The 18,453-nt window shown below is 63.8% G+C and carries 15 protein-coding genes and 1 tRNA gene; 3 read left to right on the forward strand and 13 right to left on the reverse strand.

Annotated elements, in window-relative coordinates; all coding sequences use genetic code 11:
- Nucleotides 1–49: 49 nt before the first annotated feature.
- The 6 genes from BFE01S_RS40275 to BFE01S_RS26345 all read right to left on the reverse strand — a co-directional run bounded on the left by BFE01S_RS40275 (nt 50) and on the right by BFE01S_RS26345 (nt 8,752).
- Nucleotides 50–1,531, reverse strand: a complete 1,482-nt coding sequence (locus BFE01S_RS40275) for an MdtP family multidrug efflux transporter outer membrane subunit (RefSeq protein ID WP_042338627.1) — start codon at nt 1,529–1,531, stop codon at nt 50–52.
- Between the two features lie 4 nt (nt 1,532–1,535).
- The gene (locus tag BFE01S_RS40280) at nt 1,536–3,713 is read right to left on the reverse strand and encodes an FUSC family protein (RefSeq protein ID WP_052420994.1); all 2,178 of its coding nucleotides are present in this window, start codon (nt 3,711–3,713) and stop codon (nt 1,536–1,538) included.
- The gene (gene mdtN, locus BFE01S_RS26330; RefSeq protein ID WP_028228076.1) at nt 3,710–4,801 is read right to left on the reverse strand and encodes a multidrug transporter subunit MdtN; all 1,092 of its coding nucleotides are present in this window, start codon (nt 4,799–4,801) and stop codon (nt 3,710–3,712) included. The genes BFE01S_RS40280 and mdtN overlap by 4 nt, the downstream gene beginning before the upstream one ends.
- 14 nt (nt 4,802–4,815) lie before the next feature.
- On the reverse strand, nt 4,816–5,094 hold the full coding sequence (locus BFE01S_RS26335) for a YtcA family lipoprotein (protein WP_042338629.1): 279 nt from the start codon (nt 5,092–5,094) through the stop codon (nt 4,816–4,818).
- A 127-nt stretch (nt 5,095–5,221) separates the two neighbouring features.
- Nucleotides 5,222–6,940, reverse strand: coding sequence for a ubiquinone-dependent pyruvate dehydrogenase (gene poxB / locus BFE01S_RS26340; protein WP_028228078.1), 1,719 nt, complete (start codon nt 6,938–6,940; stop codon nt 5,222–5,224).
- A 99-nt stretch (nt 6,941–7,039) separates the two neighbouring features.
- Entirely contained in the window at nt 7,040–8,752 is a 1,713-nt protein-coding gene (locus BFE01S_RS26345; RefSeq protein WP_028228079.1) for a thiamine pyrophosphate-dependent enzyme, read from the reverse strand.
- A 395-nt stretch (nt 8,753–9,147) separates the two neighbouring features.
- Here BFE01S_RS26345 and BFE01S_RS26350 point away from each other — a divergent pair, with 395 nt between their 5' ends.
- Nucleotides 9,148–10,536: a cytochrome ubiquinol oxidase subunit I gene (locus BFE01S_RS26350; RefSeq protein ID WP_028228080.1), complete on the forward strand. Its 1,389-nt coding sequence runs from the start codon at nt 9,148–9,150 to the stop codon at nt 10,534–10,536.
- 4 nt (nt 10,537–10,540) lie between these two features.
- Nucleotides 10,541–11,548 (forward strand): cytochrome d ubiquinol oxidase subunit II, encoded by a 1,008-nt coding sequence (gene cydB / locus BFE01S_RS26355; protein ID WP_028228081.1) that lies wholly within the window; start codon nt 10,541–10,543, stop codon nt 11,546–11,548.
- Nucleotides 11,549–11,961: 413 nt separating this feature from the next.
- On the opposite strand, the gene BFE01S_RS26360 is transcribed toward cydB, so the two are convergent.
- The 7 genes from BFE01S_RS26360 to BFE01S_RS26390 form a co-directional block, all read right to left on the reverse strand.
- Nucleotides 11,962–12,037, reverse strand: a tRNA-Thr gene (locus BFE01S_RS26360).
- Between the two features lie 18 nt (nt 12,038–12,055).
- Nucleotides 12,056–12,547: a ClpXP protease specificity-enhancing factor gene (locus BFE01S_RS26365; protein WP_028228082.1), complete on the reverse strand. Its 492-nt coding sequence runs from the start codon at nt 12,545–12,547 to the stop codon at nt 12,056–12,058.
- 74 nt (nt 12,548–12,621) lie between these two features.
- Nucleotides 12,622–13,233, reverse strand: a complete 612-nt coding sequence (locus BFE01S_RS26370; RefSeq protein WP_027797364.1) for a glutathione S-transferase N-terminal domain-containing protein — start codon at nt 13,231–13,233, stop codon at nt 12,622–12,624.
- Between the two features lie 107 nt (nt 13,234–13,340).
- Nucleotides 13,341–14,126, reverse strand: coding sequence for a cytochrome c1 (locus tag BFE01S_RS26375; protein WP_042338631.1), 786 nt, complete (start codon nt 14,124–14,126; stop codon nt 13,341–13,343).
- An 18-nt stretch (nt 14,127–14,144) separates the two neighbouring features.
- The gene (locus BFE01S_RS26380) at nt 14,145–15,530 is read right to left on the reverse strand and encodes a cytochrome b (RefSeq protein ID WP_028228084.1); all 1,386 of its coding nucleotides are present in this window, start codon (nt 15,528–15,530) and stop codon (nt 14,145–14,147) included.
- On the reverse strand, nt 15,530–16,150 hold the full coding sequence (petA, locus tag BFE01S_RS26385) for a ubiquinol-cytochrome c reductase iron-sulfur subunit (protein ID WP_028228085.1): 621 nt from the start codon (nt 16,148–16,150) through the stop codon (nt 15,530–15,532). The genes BFE01S_RS26380 and petA overlap by 1 nt, the downstream gene beginning before the upstream one ends.
- A 298-nt stretch (nt 16,151–16,448) precedes the next feature.
- Complete coding sequence (locus tag BFE01S_RS26390; protein ID WP_028228086.1) at nt 16,449–17,195, reverse strand: Nif3-like dinuclear metal center hexameric protein; 747 nt, start codon at nt 17,193–17,195, stop codon at nt 16,449–16,451.
- A gap of 19 nt (nt 17,196–17,214) precedes the next feature.
- Between BFE01S_RS26390 and BFE01S_RS26395 the strand changes: the two genes are divergently transcribed.
- Nucleotides 17,215–18,432, forward strand: coding sequence for a Do family serine endopeptidase (locus BFE01S_RS26395; RefSeq protein WP_028228087.1), 1,218 nt, complete (start codon nt 17,215–17,217; stop codon nt 18,430–18,432).
- Nucleotides 18,433–18,453: the final 21 nt, after the last annotated feature.

Here is an 18,453-nt window from a genome sequence, read left to right on the forward strand (position 1 = left end):
ATGAAGCGTGCACCGGAAGTCGCAAGGTCGGTCCGGGTGCATCCGCCCTCTATCGCACCCTCGCCGCCGGCGCTTCGGCCAGCGCCGGCGGCAGATCGTCATTGCGGTAGCCGCCACCGAGCGCCTCGGTCAGCGCAATGCCCGCTTCGATCTCGCCACCACTCAATTCAACGAGCGCGAGTCGCCCTTCCAGCAGCGGTTCCTCCGCCTGTAGAGCATTGGCCCGGTCGGCGAGGCCAGTCCGGTAGCTTGCGTCGGCACTGTCGCTTACGAACTGCAGTGCGTCGATCCGCTGGCGCTGCAACTGCACGCGCTGATCGAGATCGTCGATCGCGCTGCCCTCCTGTGCGACGTCGCGCACCGCGTCGAGCACCGCCTGGTCGTACTGCTCGATCAACGTGTTGCTGGCCGTGCGGGCACCATGCAGGTTCGCGTTCAGGCGGCCGCCGTCGAAAATCGGCAACGTCAGGCCGGGAATGAGGTTGATCTGCTGGCTCGAATGCATGAACAGGTCACGCATGCGCAGCGCGTTGAAGCCGAAGAACGCACTGATGTCGAAGCTCGGGTAAAACGCCGCTTTCGCCGCATCGATGCGGTCGAGGGACGCCTGCACGAGCCAGCGCATCGCCTGCAGGTCCGGACGGCGCGCGAGCAGTTCGTAAGACAGCGTCGAAGGCAGCGCAGCCGACGGCGCGGGCAACGGCACCGGCGCGATCGGCGGCAGATCGTCGGCGCCGAGGCCCGCGAGCGCGCGCAGTGCCTCGCGCGCGTGCACGATCTGCTCGCCGGCCGACGCGATCTGCTGGTCGATCGCGAGCAGTTGGGAGCGCGCGGTCTCGGTCTGGGTCAGCGCTTCGAGACCGCGCTCGTGGCGCGCCTTGCGCGTATCGAGCTCGAACGCGCGAACCTCGCGCAGTTGCTGCAGCAGGTCGAGGCTCGCGCAGGTGGTCTGGATACCGTAGTAGAGCCGCGCGACGCCGGTGGACAGTTCCAGCCCGGTCTGCGCCTCCTCCGCGCGCCGCGCGTTTTGCTCGCCGAGCGCCGCGCGCACGAGGTCGCGTTGTTTGCCCCAGATGTCGATGTCGTAATGGGTGCCCAGGCCCGCGAGGCCCGTCCAGTACCACGGGCCGTAGGCGCCGATCGCGGGATCATGCGATGCGTACGCACTGAGAAAACCGTGCGCGGAGACGTGCTCGCGGTCGGCCTCCGCGAGCGCGCTCATCTGCAGCCCCGCCGCCGCGCGGACCAGTTCGACCTGCGCGTGGGCCTGCGACACATGCTCGCGCGCAATCGCGAGCGTTGGCGCGTGGGCCAGCGCCAGCTCGATCAGCGTATCGAGCTGCGGGTCGTGATACTGCTCCCACCAGCGCGCGGATGGCCAGGCTTCGTCCGCGAGACGGATGTCGGCGGCGACCCGGATCTGCTGCGGCGCGATGACTGCGGCAGGCGGACTGTCGTGACGGATGACCGCGCACGCGGCGAAAAACGGCAGCGCGAGCGGCACGAGCTGGCGGCAAACGAAGCGCCTCATCGCATCACCTCGTGGCCGCCGGTGCATCGGGTACTTCGGAGCCGGATGTCCAGCGCGGCAATCCGATGAGCGCCGAATTGATGCGCCGCACCTCCCGCGAAAGCGCTGCCGCACGCGCCGCGCCCTCTTCCCCTGCGCACGCGGCAAGCCATCCGGCCGCGTCGACCACAGCCGGCGTGCGCGCTTCCGGCGGCTGCGCCGCAAGCTGCGTCGCGTAGCGTTCGAGCACATCCGCGACGTTCGACTGAAATGGGCTTGTGCGGTCGGCCGGTGCGCCCTCCAGCGCATCGGCCATCGACTCGTCGTGAAACGCTTCGATCGCGACCAGCAGCGCGCGGCTTTGCGCAAGCACTGTCTGCGACAGCAGCGTGACGCGCTCCGGCTCGCCTTCACGCCAGTCGGGTTCGAGCGCCACGCGCGCGAGCACCGCGTCGCAATCCGCGAGCTTCGCCCAGGTTGCCGACGCGAGCGGCAACGCGGCACTCGCGCGCGCCCCGGCCGAGAGTGCCTGCGCATTCGCCCGGGCAAGCGCCGCGATCTCGCGCAGCACCGACGCGAGTTGCCCCCGCAGCGCATCCGCTTCGCCCTCCGGCCACACCGACATCTGGACGAAGGTGGCAACGCCGACGCCAAGCAGAATGCCCACCATCCGGTCACGGATTTCGGTGAGACCGGATGGCGGCGAAAACGATTCGAGCAACGCCAGCGCGAAGGTGAACATGATCTGAATGCCGGCATAGCCGATGCGCTCGGACCCCGCCGACACCCACGCGCCGAGGGCGATCACCGGCAGGCTCATCAGCAGCAGCCCGGGCACGCTCTCCAGGTGCGGAATCACGAACACGACCATGAACAGCGCGAGCCCGCTGCCGATCAGCGCGCCGCAGATCCGCAGCAGGCCGTGGCGACGCGATGCCCCCAGGCTCGGCAGCGCAACGATGAGACTGGTCAGCATCACCGTATGGATGCCTGGCCAGTTCACCGCGTTGTAGAACACATAGCAGATCAGCACCGACAGCAGCGTACGCAGCGCGAAGCGTGCGTAACGCGGATTCGCGAACGCGTCCGGCTCGAGCAGCGTGCCCGGCGCCGCCGGCTTCGGCGCGGCGGTTTCAGCGCCGGCTGCCCGCGGAGCCCGCGCATCGGACTGCGATGAGGGCGCAGCGGCCGCCGTCGCGTCAAGCAATGCACCGAGCGCGCGTTGCATCGCATCGACTTCGGCGATCGCGGTCGATACCGGCGCGGAAGTGGACGCCGTCCAGCGCGGCCACTGCGCGTCGTCGCCGATCGCGCGGCCGAGCGATCCGAGGTCGCCCTGTACCGCGCGAATGGCCGCGATCTGTCCGGCGTCGCGCGCAAGCGCATCGTCGGGCAGCGACGCGGCGGCCTCGACGACGCGCGACACCGCGGTCACGCAAGCGAGCATCGCCGACGCGTCCTGTGCGCCGTAGCGGCGCCGCATGGTCGCGAAACGCAGCAGCTTCTGCAGCGACAACGCATTACGCTGCAAATCGGGCGGGCCGATCCGCACGCTTCGCGCCTGCGCGCCGGTCACGGCGTCGAGCCGCGCGTCGACGGTCGCAAGTTGCCGCTGCATCGCGCTGCGCAACTGCCGCTCGGGCTCCGCCGGCAGCAACAGCGTGTTGACGACGAGCGCAACCGCAACCGGGTAGCTGACCGCCGACCAGACCCACAGCACGCTGCGCACCAGCGCTTCCGCGTTGTCGGTCAGATCGGCGAAGGTCTGCGCGTAGATCACGACCAGCGCCATCAGAAAAAACACCAGCCCGAGCTTCGTCACCGCGCGCATCAGATACGTGCAGCAGAAGAAGATCGCGCTCGCGACGACGATGCGCAGCAGCGGGTAGTCGAACGTCAGCGTGTAGACGCCGATCGTGCAGGCCACCGCCAGGGTCGTGCCGACCATGAGCATGACGCCGACAAGGCGCGTCAGCACCACGTTCGCCTGGGTGACGAAGAACACCGCGATCAACGACACCGGCAGTTCCGGCACCTGCAGCGTCATCGACGCGACGATGACGATCGCGCTGCCGAGCACGCAGCGAAGCATCACGTTGCCGCGCCCCGGAAACGCGGCAAGCTCTTGGCGCAGGAAGGCCGCAAGCTGCGCGAGCGGCCGCGGCCATGCGAGCTGGCGCCCTACGCCCGCCGGGCTGTTCACGACGACGCTCCGTCGTGGGCCGCCCGGCGGGCGCGATCGTCGCCGGGCTTCGGCCGCAGCACCGCGATCGCGGACGCACCGATCCGGAACAGGTCGGGATAGGGATGATCGACCGCGATCTTCACCGGGAAGCGCTGGGCGACATGCACCCAATTGATGCTGCGCTGGATGTTCGGCAGGCCGTTCGCGGTGTCGCCGCCGTCCTGCGGATCGACGCCGAAGCCGATCGAGTCGACCGAGCCGCTGAAGCGGATGCCGGTATTGCTCATCAGATACACGGTCGCAGGCGTGCCGGGCCGGATGTTGCCGAGTTCGTTCTCGCGGAAATTGGCGATCACGTACCAGTGCCGGGTATCGATCAGCGTGAAGACCGGCTTCTGCGCGGACACATATTGCCCGACCGAGGTGCGCAGCCCGACGACCCGGCCGTCGAACGGCGCGCGCACCGTCGCGTACTCCAGGTTCAACCGCGCTGCGTTGATTTCGGCGGTCAGCACTGCGCGCTGCGCGACGAGCACGTCGACGCTGCCGATGGCCGCCTGCGCCTCGCGTTCCTGCGCCTGCGCGGCTTCGAGTTCGGCCTGCGCGGAGCGTTGCGCGGTGCGGGCACGGTCCAGGTCGTCCGCCGACACATATCCTTTTCCGATCAGCGGCTCCATTCTCGCCAGCGTATCCGCGGCCTGCTTCCCGGTCGCCTGCGCGCGCGCGACCGCCGACTTCGCGGCAGCCGCGCCGAACACTTGCGCGTTCACGCTGCGCTGCGCCAGCGGAATCTGCGCGTCGAGTTGCGCGAGCGAGGCCTCCGCACGTTCCAGTGCATACCGGTACGGCCGCGGGTCGATCTCGAACAGCAAGTCGCCCCGCTTCACCGCCTGGTTGTCGCGCACCGCGAGCGTGACGATCTCGCCGCTGACTTCCGGCGACACGCCGATCGTGTCCGCATACGCGTACGCGTCGTCCGTGCGCGGCTCGGCATCGACACGCCAGATCACGGCAACGATCGCAATCGCGGCCAGCACGATCAGCAGTATCGCGGGCCACGTTCGCGGACGTCGTTTTGCGGTGCCCGTCTTGAGGGAAGCGCCCATGAACAAACGGTCGGTTACAGATTGAAGACGACGGCCCACAACGCGATGGAGAACAGCACCGTCAGCGCCGGATAGATGATCGCGGGCGGCGTGAGCCAACCCGCGCGGCCCCTGCGCGAGAGCAACACGTGCACGCATGCCACGAGTGCCGCGCCGCCCGCGATGCAGAACATCCATTCAGGAAAGTACGCGCCCAGCACGCCGACCGACGGCGCATCGCTGCAGCCGGCCAGCGCCGCACACGACACCACGACCGACGCGACACGACACCCCCGCCGCCTACGACTCGACATCGCCTTCCCTCCCCTCGCTGCGGGCAATGAAGCATCGCGAATTGGCGTCATCCATGGCCCATTCATCTGGGCCGCGGGTGCCGCGGGTGCCGCGGGTGCCGCGGGGCCCGGCACGATGCAACGCAGTTCATCGCGTCAAGTTCACTTTCGCGAGATCGATCAATGCCTTGCCGCTCCCGTCCATGACCGCTCTCATCATGAAGAGGCCGAAGTGCCATGCTTCGTCGACGGTTGTCTTCGGCGGCATGATCAGTTCCTGGCGTGCGCTCACGACGTCGACGAGTGCGGGCCCGTCGTGCGCTAGCGCCGCGGCAATCGCGCCTTCGAGCTCCTGCGGCTTCTCGACGCGAATACCCTTCACGCCGACCGCCTCGGCCATGCGCGCGAAGTTCGGATTGACGAGCTCGGTACCGGTATCGACGAAGCCCGACGCGCGCATCTCGATCTCGACGAAGCCGAGCGTGCCGTTGTTCAGCACGATCAGCTTCACCGGCAGTCCCGCCTGGATCAGCGTGATGAACTCGCCCATCATCATCGTGAAGCCGCCGTCACCGGACATCGAGATCACCTGGCGGTCGGGGAACGCCGCCTGCGCGCCGATCGCATGTAGCATCGCATTCGCCATCGAGCCGTGATTGAACGAACCGACGAGCCGGCGCCGGCCGTTCAGCTTCAGGTAGCGCGCGGTCCACGCGACCGGCGTGCCGACATCGCAGGTGAAGATTGCGTCGTCGGCCGCGAGCTGACTCACGAGCTTCGTCACGTACTGCGGATGGATCGTGTCGCTCGACGGATTGCTTTCCGCGAGCGCGTCGAGATCTTCGCGCGCCTGCCGGTAGTGCCTGAGCGCGCTGTCGAGGTGGGCCGAATCGGTCTTTTCGTCGAGCACGGGCAGGAGCGCCGCGAGCGTATCCTTGACCGTGCCGATCAGGCCGAGATCGAGCGGGCAGCGGTTGCCGAGCGCTTCGGGCCGCACGTCGATCTGCGCGATTTTCGCGTGCTCCGGATAGAACTGGCGGTACGGGAAATCGGCGCCCAGCAGCAGCAGCATGTCGCAGGCCTTCATCGCGGCGTAGCCCGACGCGAAGCCGATCATTCCGGTCATGCCGACGTCGTAGGGATTGTCGTGCTCGACGTATTCCTTGCCGCGCAGCGAGTGCACGATGGGGGCCTTCAGGCGCTTCGCGAGCTCGATCACTTCGTCGTGCGCGCCCGCGCAGCCCGCACCGCACATCAGCGTGATGCGCGACGCCGCGTGCAGCATGCCCGCGAGGCGCGAGATTTCGCTGTCGGCCGGACGCAGTACCGGCGGCGATGGCACGAGCCACGGCGCGACCTTCGCGTCGGTCGCCGACAGCGCGACGTCGCCGGGAATCACGACGACCGCCACGCCGCGCCGACCCACCGCGGCGCGCATCGCGCGGGTCAGGATCTGCGGCAACTGCTCGACGCTCGACACGAGCTCGACGTAGTGACTGCACTCCTTGAAGAGCGTTTCCGGGTGCGTCGCCTGAAAGTAGTCGATGCCAATCTCGGTGCTCGGAATGTGCGCGGCGATCGCGAGCACCGGTACGCCACTGCGATGACAATCGAACAGCCCGTTGATCAGATGCAAGTTGCCTGGCCCGCAACTGCCCGCACACACCGCGAGCTCGCCAGTCAGATGCGCTTCTGCGCCGGCGGCAAACGCCGCTCCTTCTTCGTGCCGCACGTGAATCCAGTCGATCTCGCCGGAACGCCGAAGAGAGTCGGAAATGCCATTGAGCGAATCGCCGACGACGCCATAAATGCGTTTCACGCCGGCCTGCGCCAAGGTCTCAATGACGTAATCCGCTGCGGTGGTCATATCGTGCCTCCGATCAGAAAAATCGCGTTTCACAGTCGAGATGACGACTTGCCCTACTCAAAGCGCTGGACGTCAACATCGAACATGTCCGTTTTCCACTTACAGGAAGTTCTGTTGCACCATTTCGAGCAGATCCTGGCTCTGTCCGTGCAGTACGGCTCGAGCCGAATACAGCGCCATGCCGTAAGCCGGGCCGAATTCGATGTTCGGCGGCATGACCAGAGTCATGCTTTCGACCTTGACGTCGAGTAGCGCCGGACCGGGCTGGGCGAGCCACGTCGCCACGGCCTCTTCGAGCTCGGATTTTTTCGAGACACTATGCCCCCATAGGCCCATGGCCTCGGCAACCTTGCCGAAATCCGGGTTCTGCAGATTCGTGTGGAGCGGAAGCAGTCCCTCGGACTTCTGCTCGATGTCGATGAAACCGAGCTTGCCGTTATTGAAGACCGCTACCTTGATCGGCAGGTTTTCCTGGACTGCGGTCAGGAGATCGCCGAACAGCATGCTGAGACCGCCGTCACCGGAAAGCGAAATGACCTGCCGCCCCGGCAGGGACTTCTGGAGGCCAAGCGCCGTCGGCATCGCCGCGGCCATGGTGCCGTGAAGCATGCTTGCGAAGAACCGGCGATCGCGGGTCGCCGTGAAATAGCGATGTGCCCATACGGTGGGCGTGCCATCGTCGGCCGTAATCATCGCATCCGCAGCCGCGTGGCGATCGATGACTTCCGTCAAATAGATGCCTGAAATGGATTCGCGATCGGAATCCGCGGCCTTTTCCTTCTCCTTCGCGACGACCTCCTGGTAGCGCTTGACGGACTGCTCGCGCCAGGTCGGATCGGATTTTTCCTTGAGCAGCGGCAACAGCGCATCCATCGTCGCCTCGATGTCCCCTACGAGACCGAGCGTGACCGGGTGACGTCGTCCAAGATGAGTCGGATCGATGTCGATCTGAACGATCCTGGCGTGATCCGGATAGTATTGACGCCAGGCGAAATCTGCTCCGAGCAGCAAAAGCGTATCGCATTCGCGTACAGCGCGATAACCGGCCGGATTGCCAATGACACCGGTCATGCCCACGTCGAAGGGATTGTCGTACTCGAGGGCATCCTTGGCCCGGGAGGTCCGTGCGATCGGCGCCTTGAGGCGATCGGCGACGGCCAGAATCCCGGCGTGAGCGCCGCGGCAACCGGAACCGCCGTAGATTGCGATCCGCTCGCCTGCATTGAGGATATCCGCCGCCAGCGCGAGGTCCGCGTCATTCGGGCGAACAACCGGCACACGGTGATGTACCGAAAATGGGGGATCGTCCTTCACTTCCGCGTGCGAAATATCCGCGGGAACAATCAGGACAGCAACGCCCCGCTTGCCGAGCGCGGCCTGGCAGGCCGCCACCGTTTTTCGTCTCGCCTGCTCGGGTGTCAGGATCATGTCGCAGTACACCGTGCAACTCGAATAGATCGCCTTGAAATCGACCTCCTGGGGAAAGTCGAAACCGAGTTCGTCGCGAGGGATCTGAGTCGCAATCACAATCACGGGTGCACGATTGCGGTTCGCCTCCATCACGCCATTGATGAAATGCAGGCTGCCCGGACCGCAACTGCCTGCCACCGCAGTCAGTGCTCCCGTCGCCAACGCTTCGCCTTGCGCGGCGAAAGCACCCGCTTCCTCGTGGCGCATGTGGACCCACTCGATCTCGCTTTCGCTCATCGCGTGGACGAGCATATTGAGCGTGTCGCCGACAATGCCATAGCAGTGCTTGACCCCGGCAGCCTGGAGGGCGTCGACAATAACCTTCGCAACCTTCGTGCTCATACAGCTCCCCTTCTCTCGGTATCAACCCCCGGAGTTTCGGCGAGCGAAAAAAATACATCCATCCCCCTCTTGGGGGTAGCGCATCGATTTCCACTTCATTTAACGAGACTCCGCCGATCAGGCGGCGCATCTCGAAGCGTCGCTCCCGCCGCCTATACGGAACAGGAGCGGGTACGGCTTTCCCGTTTCCCCCTGTTCGGGGGATAGAGGCCCGTTTCAAGGTACCTCAGACTGGCATGGGTGCCGAGCCACCGAGTTGCCATTGTCGACATCGGCAGCGCGTTTCCGCATTGCCCTCGACATGGCGAGATCGCGCGTTAAAGCGGCGATCCGGTTGCGGCACGATCGCGATTCAGGTCAAAAACATCGATTCGTTAGAAGAGGCAATAACGGTCATGAATATTCTCGATGCCTTTCATCTCGCGAGGCTGCAGTTCGCATTCACGGTGTCATTCCATATCGTCTTTCCGGCGATCAGCATCGGCATGGCCAGCTTTCTGGCCGTGCTCGAAGCGCTTTGGCTCTTCACCGGCAACCGCGCATACCGCCAGATGTTCGCGTTCTGGTCGCGGATCTTCGCCGTGGGCTTTGGGATGGGTGTCGTTTCCGGCGTGGTAATGGCTTATGAGTTCGGCACGAACTGGAGCGGATTTTCGACCGTCGCGGGCAACATCACCGGCCCGTTGCTGACCTATGAAGTCCTGACCGCATTCTTTCTCGAAGCAGGTTTTCTAGGCGTGATGCTCTTCGGCTGGCAACGCGTGAGCCCGCGAGCGCATTTCTTCGCGACGCTCATGGTTGCGCTCGGAACGCTGATTTCGACGTTCTGGATACTCGCGTCGAACAGCTTCATGCAAACGCCGCAAGGCTATGCCATCGAAAACGGGCGCATCGTTCCCGTCGATTGGCTCAAGATCATTTTCAATCCGTCGTTTCCGTATCGGCTCGCGCATATGACGATTGCGGCCTTCATTGTCGCCGGCTTCATCGTCGCCGCGTGCGGCGCATGGCATTTACTTCACGGCAGGCGCGACGCACCGGTCACCCGCAGCTTCTCGATGGCTCTATGGATACTGTTGTTGCTGACACCCATCCAGATTGTGGTGGGCGACGCACATGGGCTCAACACGCGCCGTTACCAGCCGGCAAAGATCGCGGCAATAGAAGGGCTATGGGAAACCGAACATGGCGGTACCGCGCTGAATCTCGTCGGCCTGCCCGACATGAACGCAGAGGTCACTCGCTACGCAATCCAGATACCCCATCTAGGCAGCCTCATTCTCACGCATAGCTGGACGGGTGAAATTCGCGGTCTGAAAGAATTTCCACCGCAGGATAGACCGTTTTCGCCAATCGTCTTCTGGACTTTTCGCATCATGGCGGGCCTCGGCATGCTCATGCTGCTGACCGCGCTGCTTGGACTGCTGCTGCGAATACGCGGCCGCCTGTACGAGGCACGCTGGTATCAGCGGCTGGTGCTGTATATGGGGCCTTCCGGGCTCGTTGCTCTGCTGGCCGGCTGGATTACGACGGAGGTAGGGCGGCAGCCGTGGACCGTATATGGCGTATTGCGCACCGCCGACTCGCTCGCACCGGTCGACGCGCAGCAGGTGGGCGTCTCGCTGCTGATCCTCGTGGTCGTCTATTTTCTGGTTTTCGGCACTGGCATCTACTACATGCTGCGAATGATGAAGCACGGACCGGAAGGGCACCTCGGAGAGGATGAGTTGCGCAAACACCCGATGTTGAACAATCGCGCGCTTGATGCGCTGAAAACGGAGTGATGTCATGCAGATCGATCTCCCCGTAATCTGGGCGGCCGTCATTGGATTGGGTGTTTTCATCTACGTCATGCTGGACGGTTTCGACCTGGGCATCGGACTGCTGTTTGCTTTTTTCGAGGCAAAAGAGGACCGCGATGTAATGATGAATACCATTGCACCGGTATGGGACGGCAACGAGACCTTTCTCGTGCTCGGCGGTGCGGCGCTATACGGAGCGTTTCCCATCGTGTATTCGACACTCCTTCCGGCCAACTATCTGCCGCTGATCCTGATGGTGGTCGGCCTGATCTTTCGCGGCGCAGCGTTCGAACTGCGCTCCAGGGCGAAGCGCACGCGGCCGGCCTGGGATCTCGCGTTCATCGTGGGGTCGGCGCTCGCCGCGCTGTGTCAAGGCATCGTGCTGGGCTCGCTGCTGCAAGGCACGCGGATTACCGACTCCCGCTTCTCGGGCGGCGCGTTTGACTGGCTTTCGCCGTTCAGTCTCTTTTGCGGCATCGGCGTATGGGTCACGTATATCACGCTCGGTTGCGGCTGGTTGATCCTCAAGACGGAGGGCGACTTGCAACGCAACATGCGTGCGCTGATGCGCCGGCTCGCCCCTGCGCTACTCGGCATGATCGGTTTGATCAGTGTGTGGACGGTGCTGGGCTTGCCCGACATCGCGCATCGCTGGTTCGGTAGCGGCAATCTCGGCTGGTTCCTGCCGGTTCCGGTCCTGGTACTTGCGTGCGTGGGGGGCATCCTTCGTGCCGTGCGTCTGGGCCATGAAGCGTTGCCGTTCGTGTTGACCCTGGCGGTGTGCTTTCTCGGGTATAGCGGGCTTCTGATCAGCATATGGCCGCATCTGGTTCCGCCTTCACTGACGATCTGGGATGCTTCGTCCAGCCACTCCAGTCAGCTTTTTCTACTTGTGGGCACAGCGATAATCTTGCCGGTGATACTGCTTTACAACGCGATGCAATATCGGGTGTTCAAGGGCAAAATCAGGAGCGGTGACGCGGGCTATCACTAAAAAAGCGGCCGTCGCAAGACGTCTCGACGATTGAATTGCCCCGGGTTTTGTGGAGACTCCAACGCTTGAGAATGGAGCCATGAACAAGACCGGCTGATTTGCAGGGGGGAAATTGGAAAGAGGTGACCGATAAAAAAAGGTAACCAGTTACTTCATGGTTACCTTTTGATTACCTTCTTTCGAATCGCCGGAAGCCTCGCCTCACACGGTTTTGAGGGATTTTCAGGCGTCCGGTTACTCCGGCTGCCTTTTTCCGGATGCCAAACCTGGAATACGGGGAATCGGCCTTGCGGCGCAGTTGACAGTCATCGGCGCAGATCAGGCGGCACGCCGGCCGCCGAGTTGGCATTACGCCAGATTTACGCCAACGATGCAAAAATATGCAGCGAAATCAAGACGCTACATAGATGAAATGGTGCCGGCTGCAGGACTCGAACCCGCCACCTGATGATTACAAATCAACTGCTCTACCAGATGAGCTAAGCCGGCGTAGCCCGCGATTCTACCTCATTTCACGATCTTGAGGTGGCCCTTGCCACCCTTCGCACCGTCGTCACCGCCCTTCTCGGGCACATCCGGCTCGACGGCCTGCGGTGCCGCGTCGGCCACTTCGTGCGATTCACCGGCGCCCGCCTCTTCGTGCTCGTCCTGAGCGGAAGGCAGCACGTCGTTGGCGTCGCCTGCCGCGGCTTCGACCGGAAATGCCATGCCCTGCCCGTTCTCGCGCGCGTAGATCGCCAGCACGTTCGCCACGGGCACCTCGATCTTGTGCGACTTGCCGGAAAAGCGGGCGTGGAACTCGATCATCTCGTTGCCCATCTGCAGCTGGCTCGTCGCCTCGAAGCTGATGTTCAACACGATCTCGCCGTCGCGCACGAACTGGCGCGGCACGCGTGTCCGGTTATCGACCCGCACCGCGACATGCGGCGTGAAGCCGTTGTCGGTGCACCATTCGTACAGCGCGCGAAGCAGGTACGGCTTCGTGGAAATCTCTTGCATCAACGATCCTTTGCCGGGGTGCACGCGCGCGCCCTGCAGGCCGCGCGCGTGCACCCCCTGATTGCCCGGGAGGCTTAGCGGCGCATCACCTTTTCCGAAGGCGTGAGCGCTTCGATATACGCCGGACGGCTGAAAATGCGCTCGGCGTACTTCATCAGCGGCGCGGCGTTCTTCGACAGTTCGATGCCGTAGTGATCCAGGCGCCACAGGAGCGGTGCGATCGCGACGTCGAGCATCGAGAACTCTTCGCCCAGCATGTACTTGTTCTTCAGGAAGATCGGCGCGAGCTGCGTGAGGCGGTCGCGGATCGCGAGGCGCGCCTTCTCGTGGTTCTTCTCGGCCGCCTTGCCCTTCTCGTTTTCGAGCGTGCTCACGTGCACGAACAGTTCCTTCTCGAAGTTGAGCAGGAACAGGCGCGCGCGGGCGCGCTGCACCGGGTCGGCCGGCATCAGTTGCGGATGCGGGAAGCGCTCGTCGATGTACTCGTTGATGATGTTCGATTCGTACAGAATCAGGTCGCGTTCGACCAGGATCGGCACCTGACCATACGGGTTCATCACGGCGATGTCTTCCGGCTTGTTGAACAGGTCGACGTCGCGAATTTCGAAGTCCATGCCCTTTTCGAACAACACCAGCCGGCAACGCTGGGAGAACGGGCAGGTAGTGCCGGAGTACAGAACCATCATGATTTACATTTCCTCAATAAACCCAAAAGGCCAGCGGGCGAACGGTCCGTCAGACAGCGTCCAGACGGTTTGCTCGCGGCGCCGGCCCCACGTCGGTCAGGACGTGCCTATTTGATATCTTTCCAGTACGCAGCGTTCAGTCGCCACGCAAAAAAGCTCAGGACGCCGAGGAACAGCAGCACCCACACGCCAAGCTGCTTGCGGGTCTTCTGCTCCGGTTCGGACATCCACCCCAGGTACGCCACCAGATCGGCCACGGCAGAATCATAATCCACCGGCGAGAGCGTCCCCGGCGTGACCTGCTGGAACCCCGTAAAGCTGTGGACCTTCTCGCCGGTTTCCGCGTCCGTCGTGTCCTCGAACTTCGCCGTGCGGATGCCCTGCAGTTGCCAGAGCACGTGCGGCATGCCCACGTTCGGATACACGAGGTTGTTCCAGCCGGTCGGGCGCGTGTCGTCGCGGTAGAAGCTGCGCAGGTACGTGTACAGCCAGTCGCGCCCGCGTGCGCGCGCCTCGACGGAGAGGTCCGGCGGCGCCACGCCGAACCACGCTTTCGCATCGTCCGGCCGCATGGCGATCGACATCGTGTTGCCGACCTTGTCGGTCGTGAACAGAAGATTGTCCTCGATCTGCTTCTGCGGGATGCCGATATCCTGCAACCGGCTGTAGCGCATCAGGTTCGCACTGTGGCAGTTCAGGCAATAGTTTACAAACAATTGCGCGCCGTGTTGCAGCGAAGCAAGATTTTCGCCGTTATCGGGTGCGCGGTCGAGCGGAATGTTTTCCTGGGCTTGCGCGGGCGCAGCCGCCAGCGCCCAGACCAGCGCGAGCGCCGCCACGCCAAAGCCGGCGCCCACGCGGGTGAGCGCCGCAAAAAGGGATTTCGTCGTCATGGTTTCCTCGCTCGCAGGTTAATGGGGCTTGAACCGCACGCGGTCCGGCGGCTGCTTGAACGTGCCAAGCGGCGTCCAGACCGGCATGCCGAGGAAAAAGGCGAAATACACGAGGGCGCAAACCTGCGCGATCAGCGTGGCCGCGGGAGACGGTGGTTTTGTCCCCAAAAATGCCAGCGTCAGGAACGCGACGACGAAAATCCCGAGGAAAACCTTGTGGAAGGTCGGCCGGTAGCGGATCGACTTCACCGGCGCCCGGTCGAGCCAGGGCAGGAAGAAGAGCGAAATCACCGCCGAGCCCATCACCACGACACCCCAGAACTTCGATTCGGTGAAATACATGGCGAGGATCACGAGGATCGCCAGCACCGGCAGCCCCACGCGCCACTTGCCGCGCGCCCGCACGAGCGAGAGCAGCCCGAGCAAGGCGATCACGATCATCAGCACGATCTTGAACGGGTCGGTGGTGGCGCGCAGCATCGCGTAGAACGCCGTGAAGTACCAGACCGGCGCGATCTCGGGCGGCGTCTGCAGCGGATTGGCCGGGATGAAGTTGTTCGCTTCGAGGAAGTAGCCCCCCATCTCCGGCGCGAAGAACACGATTGCCGCGAAGATCATCAGGAAGATGCACACGCCCATGAAGTCGTGCACGGAGTAATAGGGATGGAACGGGATGCCGTCGAGCGGAATACCGTTCGCGTCCTTTTTCTCCTTGATCTCGATGCCATCGGGGTTGTTCGACCCCACTTCGTGCAGCGCGACGATGTGCGCGACGACCAGCCCGATCAGCACGAGCGGAATCGCGATCACGTGAAACGCGAAGAAGCGGTTGAGCGTGACGTCCGACACGACATAGTCGCCGCGTATCCAGAGCGAGAGGTCCGGCCCGATGAACGGGATCGCCGAGAACAGGTTCACGATCACCTGGGCGCCCCAGAACGACATCTGGCCCCACGGCAGCAGGTAGCCGAAGAAGGCCTCGGCCATCAGGCACAGGAAGATCGCGCAGCCGAAGATCCAGACGAGTTCGCGCGGTTTGCGGTAAGAACCGTACAAAAGCCCGCGGAACATGTGCAGATAGACGACCACGAAGAACATCGAGGCGCCCGTGGAGTGCATGTAGCGGATCAGCCAGCCCCATGGCACTTCGCGCATGATGTACTCGACCGACGCGAACGCGAGCGTCGAGTCGGGCTTGTAGTTCATGGTGAGGAAGATGCCGGTGACGATCTGGTTCACCAGCACGAGCAGCGCCAGCGAGCCGAAGAAGTACCAGAAGTTGAAGTTCTTGGGCGCGTAGTACTCGGACACATGCGCGCGCCATGTCGCCGTGAGCGGGAAACGCCTGTCGATCCAGCCGAGCAGTCCCGTCGTCTCAACCTTGTTGTCGGTTCCCGTCGCCATTACGCTTCTCCTTGTTCGTCCTTGCCGATCACGATCTGCGTGGGGGACACGAACATGTACCGGGGGATGTCGAGGTTCTGCGGCGCGGGCTTGTTCTTGAACACGCGCCCGGCGAGGTCGTAGGTAGAGCCGTGGCACGGGCACAGGAAGCCGCCGGGCCAGTCGTCGGGGAGGTTGGGCTGCGGGCCCTCCTGGAAGCGCGGCGTCGGCGTGCAGCCCAGATGGGTGCACACGGCCACGGCCACGAGGATGTTCTTGTGCTCGGGACGCGAGCGGTATTCGTTCTTGCAGTACGCCGGCATCGGCATGGAGAACGGATGCTCGGAGTTCGGGTCGGCCAGTTCGGGATCGGCCTTCACGACATCGGCCATCATGCGGTCGGTGCGATTGAGGATCCACACCGGCTTGCCGCGCCAGGCCACCGTCATCATGCTGCCGGGTTCCAGACCGGTGATATCGACTGCGACGGGCGCCCCGGCGGCGCGCGCCTTCTCGGATGGTGCAAACGAAGCTACGAACGGTACGACGGTGGCGACGCCTCCTATGCCACCTGCTACGGACGTCGCAATCAGCCAGGTACGGCGGCTGCCATCGACGCGGTCATTTTCATTGTCTCGCATCACATCGCCCCACTTCTGAGTTGGATTTATCCGTCACGCCGTGCTTTCCCGCTTTACTACGCGCTTCACTGCCCTCATTACCACCGAACGCTAGTTTGCGCGAATGGAGTCGGCATTTACAAGGGGCGACTTCCAAAAAGCGCGCGAAGTCCTTGATATATCGGGGTTTTCCCGCACGAAAAAGAGTCTTTTCATTCTGCTTTTGTAAACGACTCTTGAATACATTTCGTGCAGCGGCCAGTGCAAACGCGCTGGCTCATGCAACGCATAATCCACTCAAAACGTGCTCAAAGCGCAATCAAACCGGATTGTGGATGTCGATGAAAAGATGTTCGATGCCGAATACATCGGCGAGGTGCGCGCCCACGGCCTGCACGCCGAAGCGCTCGGTCGCGTGATGGCCCGCCGCGAGGAATGCCACGCCGCTCTCCGCCGCGATATGGAAGGTCGGCTCGGAGATCTCGCCGGTGAGAAAGACGTCGGCGCCAGCGTCGATCGCGGCCTCGAAAAAGCCCTGCGCCGCGCCCGTGCACCAGGCCACGCGGCGCAGCTCCCAGTCCGGGTCGCCCAGCACGAGCGGCGTGCGGCCCAGCGTCTGCTCGACCTGCGCCGTAAAGTGCGCGAGCGTGATGGGCATGGGCAGCGTCGCCATCCAGCCGAGATCCTGCTCCCCGAAACGCTGCTCGCCGATCCAGCCGAGCCGTGCGCCGAGCTGGGCGTTGTTGCCGAGCTCCGGATGGCTGTCGAGCGGCAGATGGTAGGCAAAGAGGCTCAGATCGTTCTGAAGCAGTGTCTTCATGCGCCGGTACTTGCGGCCCGTGACCTGCGGCGCCTCGTTCTTCCAGAAGTAGCCGTGATGGACCAGCACGGCGTCGGCGCCCCACTCCAGCGCGGCCTCGAGAAACGCGAGCGAGGCGGTCACGCCGGTCGCGATCTTCTCCACGCGGCGGCGCCCCTCCACCTGCAGGCCGTTGGGGCAATAGTCCTTGAAGCGCGCGGCTTCGAGAAGATTGTTCAGATACAATTCCAGTTCGATCCGATCCATATAATCCTCTAATCTTCAAATGCTTAGACGCTTTTGGCTGTTCTTCGCCCAGGCGGTGACGGTCCTGCTCGCGTTGATGTTCATCGTCGCGACGCTCAAGCCGCAGTGGCTGCAGCATCAGGGGCAGTTCGGCAAGCAGCTTGCCGAACCGATCGTGGCTCTGCGGGAGGTGGCGCCCGGCCTCGGCGGCGGCACGGCGCAGGGCTCCTATGCGGATGCGGCCCAGAAGGCCATGCCCGCGGTCGTCAACGTGTTTTCGAGCAAGGACGGATCGCTTCCGCCCGATCCGCGCCAGAACGACCCGCTATTTCGCTACTTCTTCGGCAATCAGAACAACAACCGCAAGCAGCAGGAACAGCCGGCCGCCAATCTCGGCTCGGGCGTCATTGTCAGTCCGGACGGTTACATTCTAACGAACCAGCACGTGATCGACGGCGCCGATCAGATCGAAATCGCGCTCTCGGACGGCCGCACGACCAACGCAAAGGTCATCGGCATCGATCCGGAAACCGACCTTGCGGTGCTCAAGATCAACCTGCCGAACCTGCCCACCATCACGCTCGGCCGCATGGACCAGGCACGCGTGGGCGACGTGGTGCTCGCCATCGGCAACCCGTTCGGCGTGGGCCAGACGGTCACGATGGGCATCATCAGCGCGCTCGGGCGCAATCACCTCGGCATCAACACCTTCGAGAATTTCATCCAGACCGATGCGCCCATCAACCCCGGCAATTCCGGCGGCGCGCTCGTGGACGTGAACGGCAACCTGCTCGGCATCAACACGGCCATCTATTCGCGCTCGGGCGGCTCGCTCGGGATCGGCTTCGCGATTCCGGTGTCCACGGCGCGCAGCGTGCTGGAGAGCATCATCACCACCGGCTCGGTCACGCGCGGGTGGATCGGCGTGGAGCCGCAGGACGTGACGCCCGAGATCGCCGAATCGTTCGGACTGAACCAGAAGTCGGGCGCGATCGTGGCAGGCGTGCTGCAGGGCGGCCCCGCCGACAAGGCCGGCATCAAGCCGGGCGACATTCTGCTTTCCGTAAACGGCGAGGAAATCACCGATACGACGCGGCTTCTGAACGTGATCGCGCAGATCAAGCCCGGCACGGACGCCAGGATTCATCTCGTGCGCAAGAACAAGGACATGGATCTGGACGTGCTGATCGGCAAGCGGCCGCCGCCGCCCAAGCAGCCGGAGCAGGAAGACGGCGAGGACGACGACAACGGCGGCTGATCGCCTCAGGCTTCGGGCACC

It is taken from the genome of Paraburkholderia ferrariae NBRC 106233, from assembly GCF_000685035.1.
Taxonomy (GTDB): domain Bacteria; phylum Pseudomonadota; class Gammaproteobacteria; order Burkholderiales; family Burkholderiaceae; genus Paraburkholderia; species Paraburkholderia ferrariae.

Excerpts from the sequence above, each read along its gene's own strand:
- BFE01S_RS40275 (WP_042338627.1), bottom strand. The coding sequence starts at position 1,531 with ATGAGGCGCTTCGTTTGCCGCCAGCTCGTGCCGCTCGCGCTGCCGTTT.
- mdtN (WP_028228076.1), bottom strand. The coding sequence starts at position 4,801 with ATGGGCGCTTCCCTCAAGACGGGCACCGCAAAACGACGTCCGCGAACG.
- BFE01S_RS26335 (WP_042338629.1), bottom strand. The coding sequence starts at position 5,094 with ATGTCGAGTCGTAGGCGGCGGGGGTGTCGTGTCGCGTCGGTCGTGGTG.
- poxB (WP_028228078.1), bottom strand. The coding sequence starts at position 6,940 with ATGACCACCGCAGCGGATTACGTCATTGAGACCTTGGCGCAGGCCGGC.
- BFE01S_RS26345 (WP_028228079.1), bottom strand. The coding sequence starts at position 8,752 with ATGAGCACGAAGGTTGCGAAGGTTATTGTCGACGCCCTCCAGGCTGCC.
- BFE01S_RS26350 (WP_028228080.1), top strand. The coding sequence starts at position 9,148 with ATGAATATTCTCGATGCCTTTCATCTCGCGAGGCTGCAGTTCGCATTC.
- cydB (WP_028228081.1), top strand. The coding sequence starts at position 10,541 with ATGCAGATCGATCTCCCCGTAATCTGGGCGGCCGTCATTGGATTGGGT.
- BFE01S_RS26365 (WP_028228082.1), bottom strand. The coding sequence starts at position 12,547 with ATGCAAGAGATTTCCACGAAGCCGTACCTGCTTCGCGCGCTGTACGAA.
- BFE01S_RS26370 (WP_027797364.1), bottom strand. The coding sequence starts at position 13,233 with ATGATGGTTCTGTACTCCGGCACTACCTGCCCGTTCTCCCAGCGTTGC.
- BFE01S_RS26375 (WP_042338631.1), bottom strand. The coding sequence starts at position 14,126 with ATGACGACGAAATCCCTTTTTGCGGCGCTCACCCGCGTGGGCGCCGGC.
- BFE01S_RS26380 (WP_028228084.1), bottom strand. The coding sequence starts at position 15,530 with ATGGCGACGGGAACCGACAACAAGGTTGAGACGACGGGACTGCTCGGC.
- petA (WP_028228085.1), bottom strand. The coding sequence starts at position 16,150 with ATGCGAGACAATGAAAATGACCGCGTCGATGGCAGCCGCCGTACCTGG.
- BFE01S_RS26390 (WP_028228086.1), bottom strand. The coding sequence starts at position 17,195 with ATGGATCGGATCGAACTGGAATTGTATCTGAACAATCTTCTCGAAGCC.
- BFE01S_RS26395 (WP_028228087.1), top strand. The coding sequence starts at position 17,215 with ATGCTTAGACGCTTTTGGCTGTTCTTCGCCCAGGCGGTGACGGTCCTG.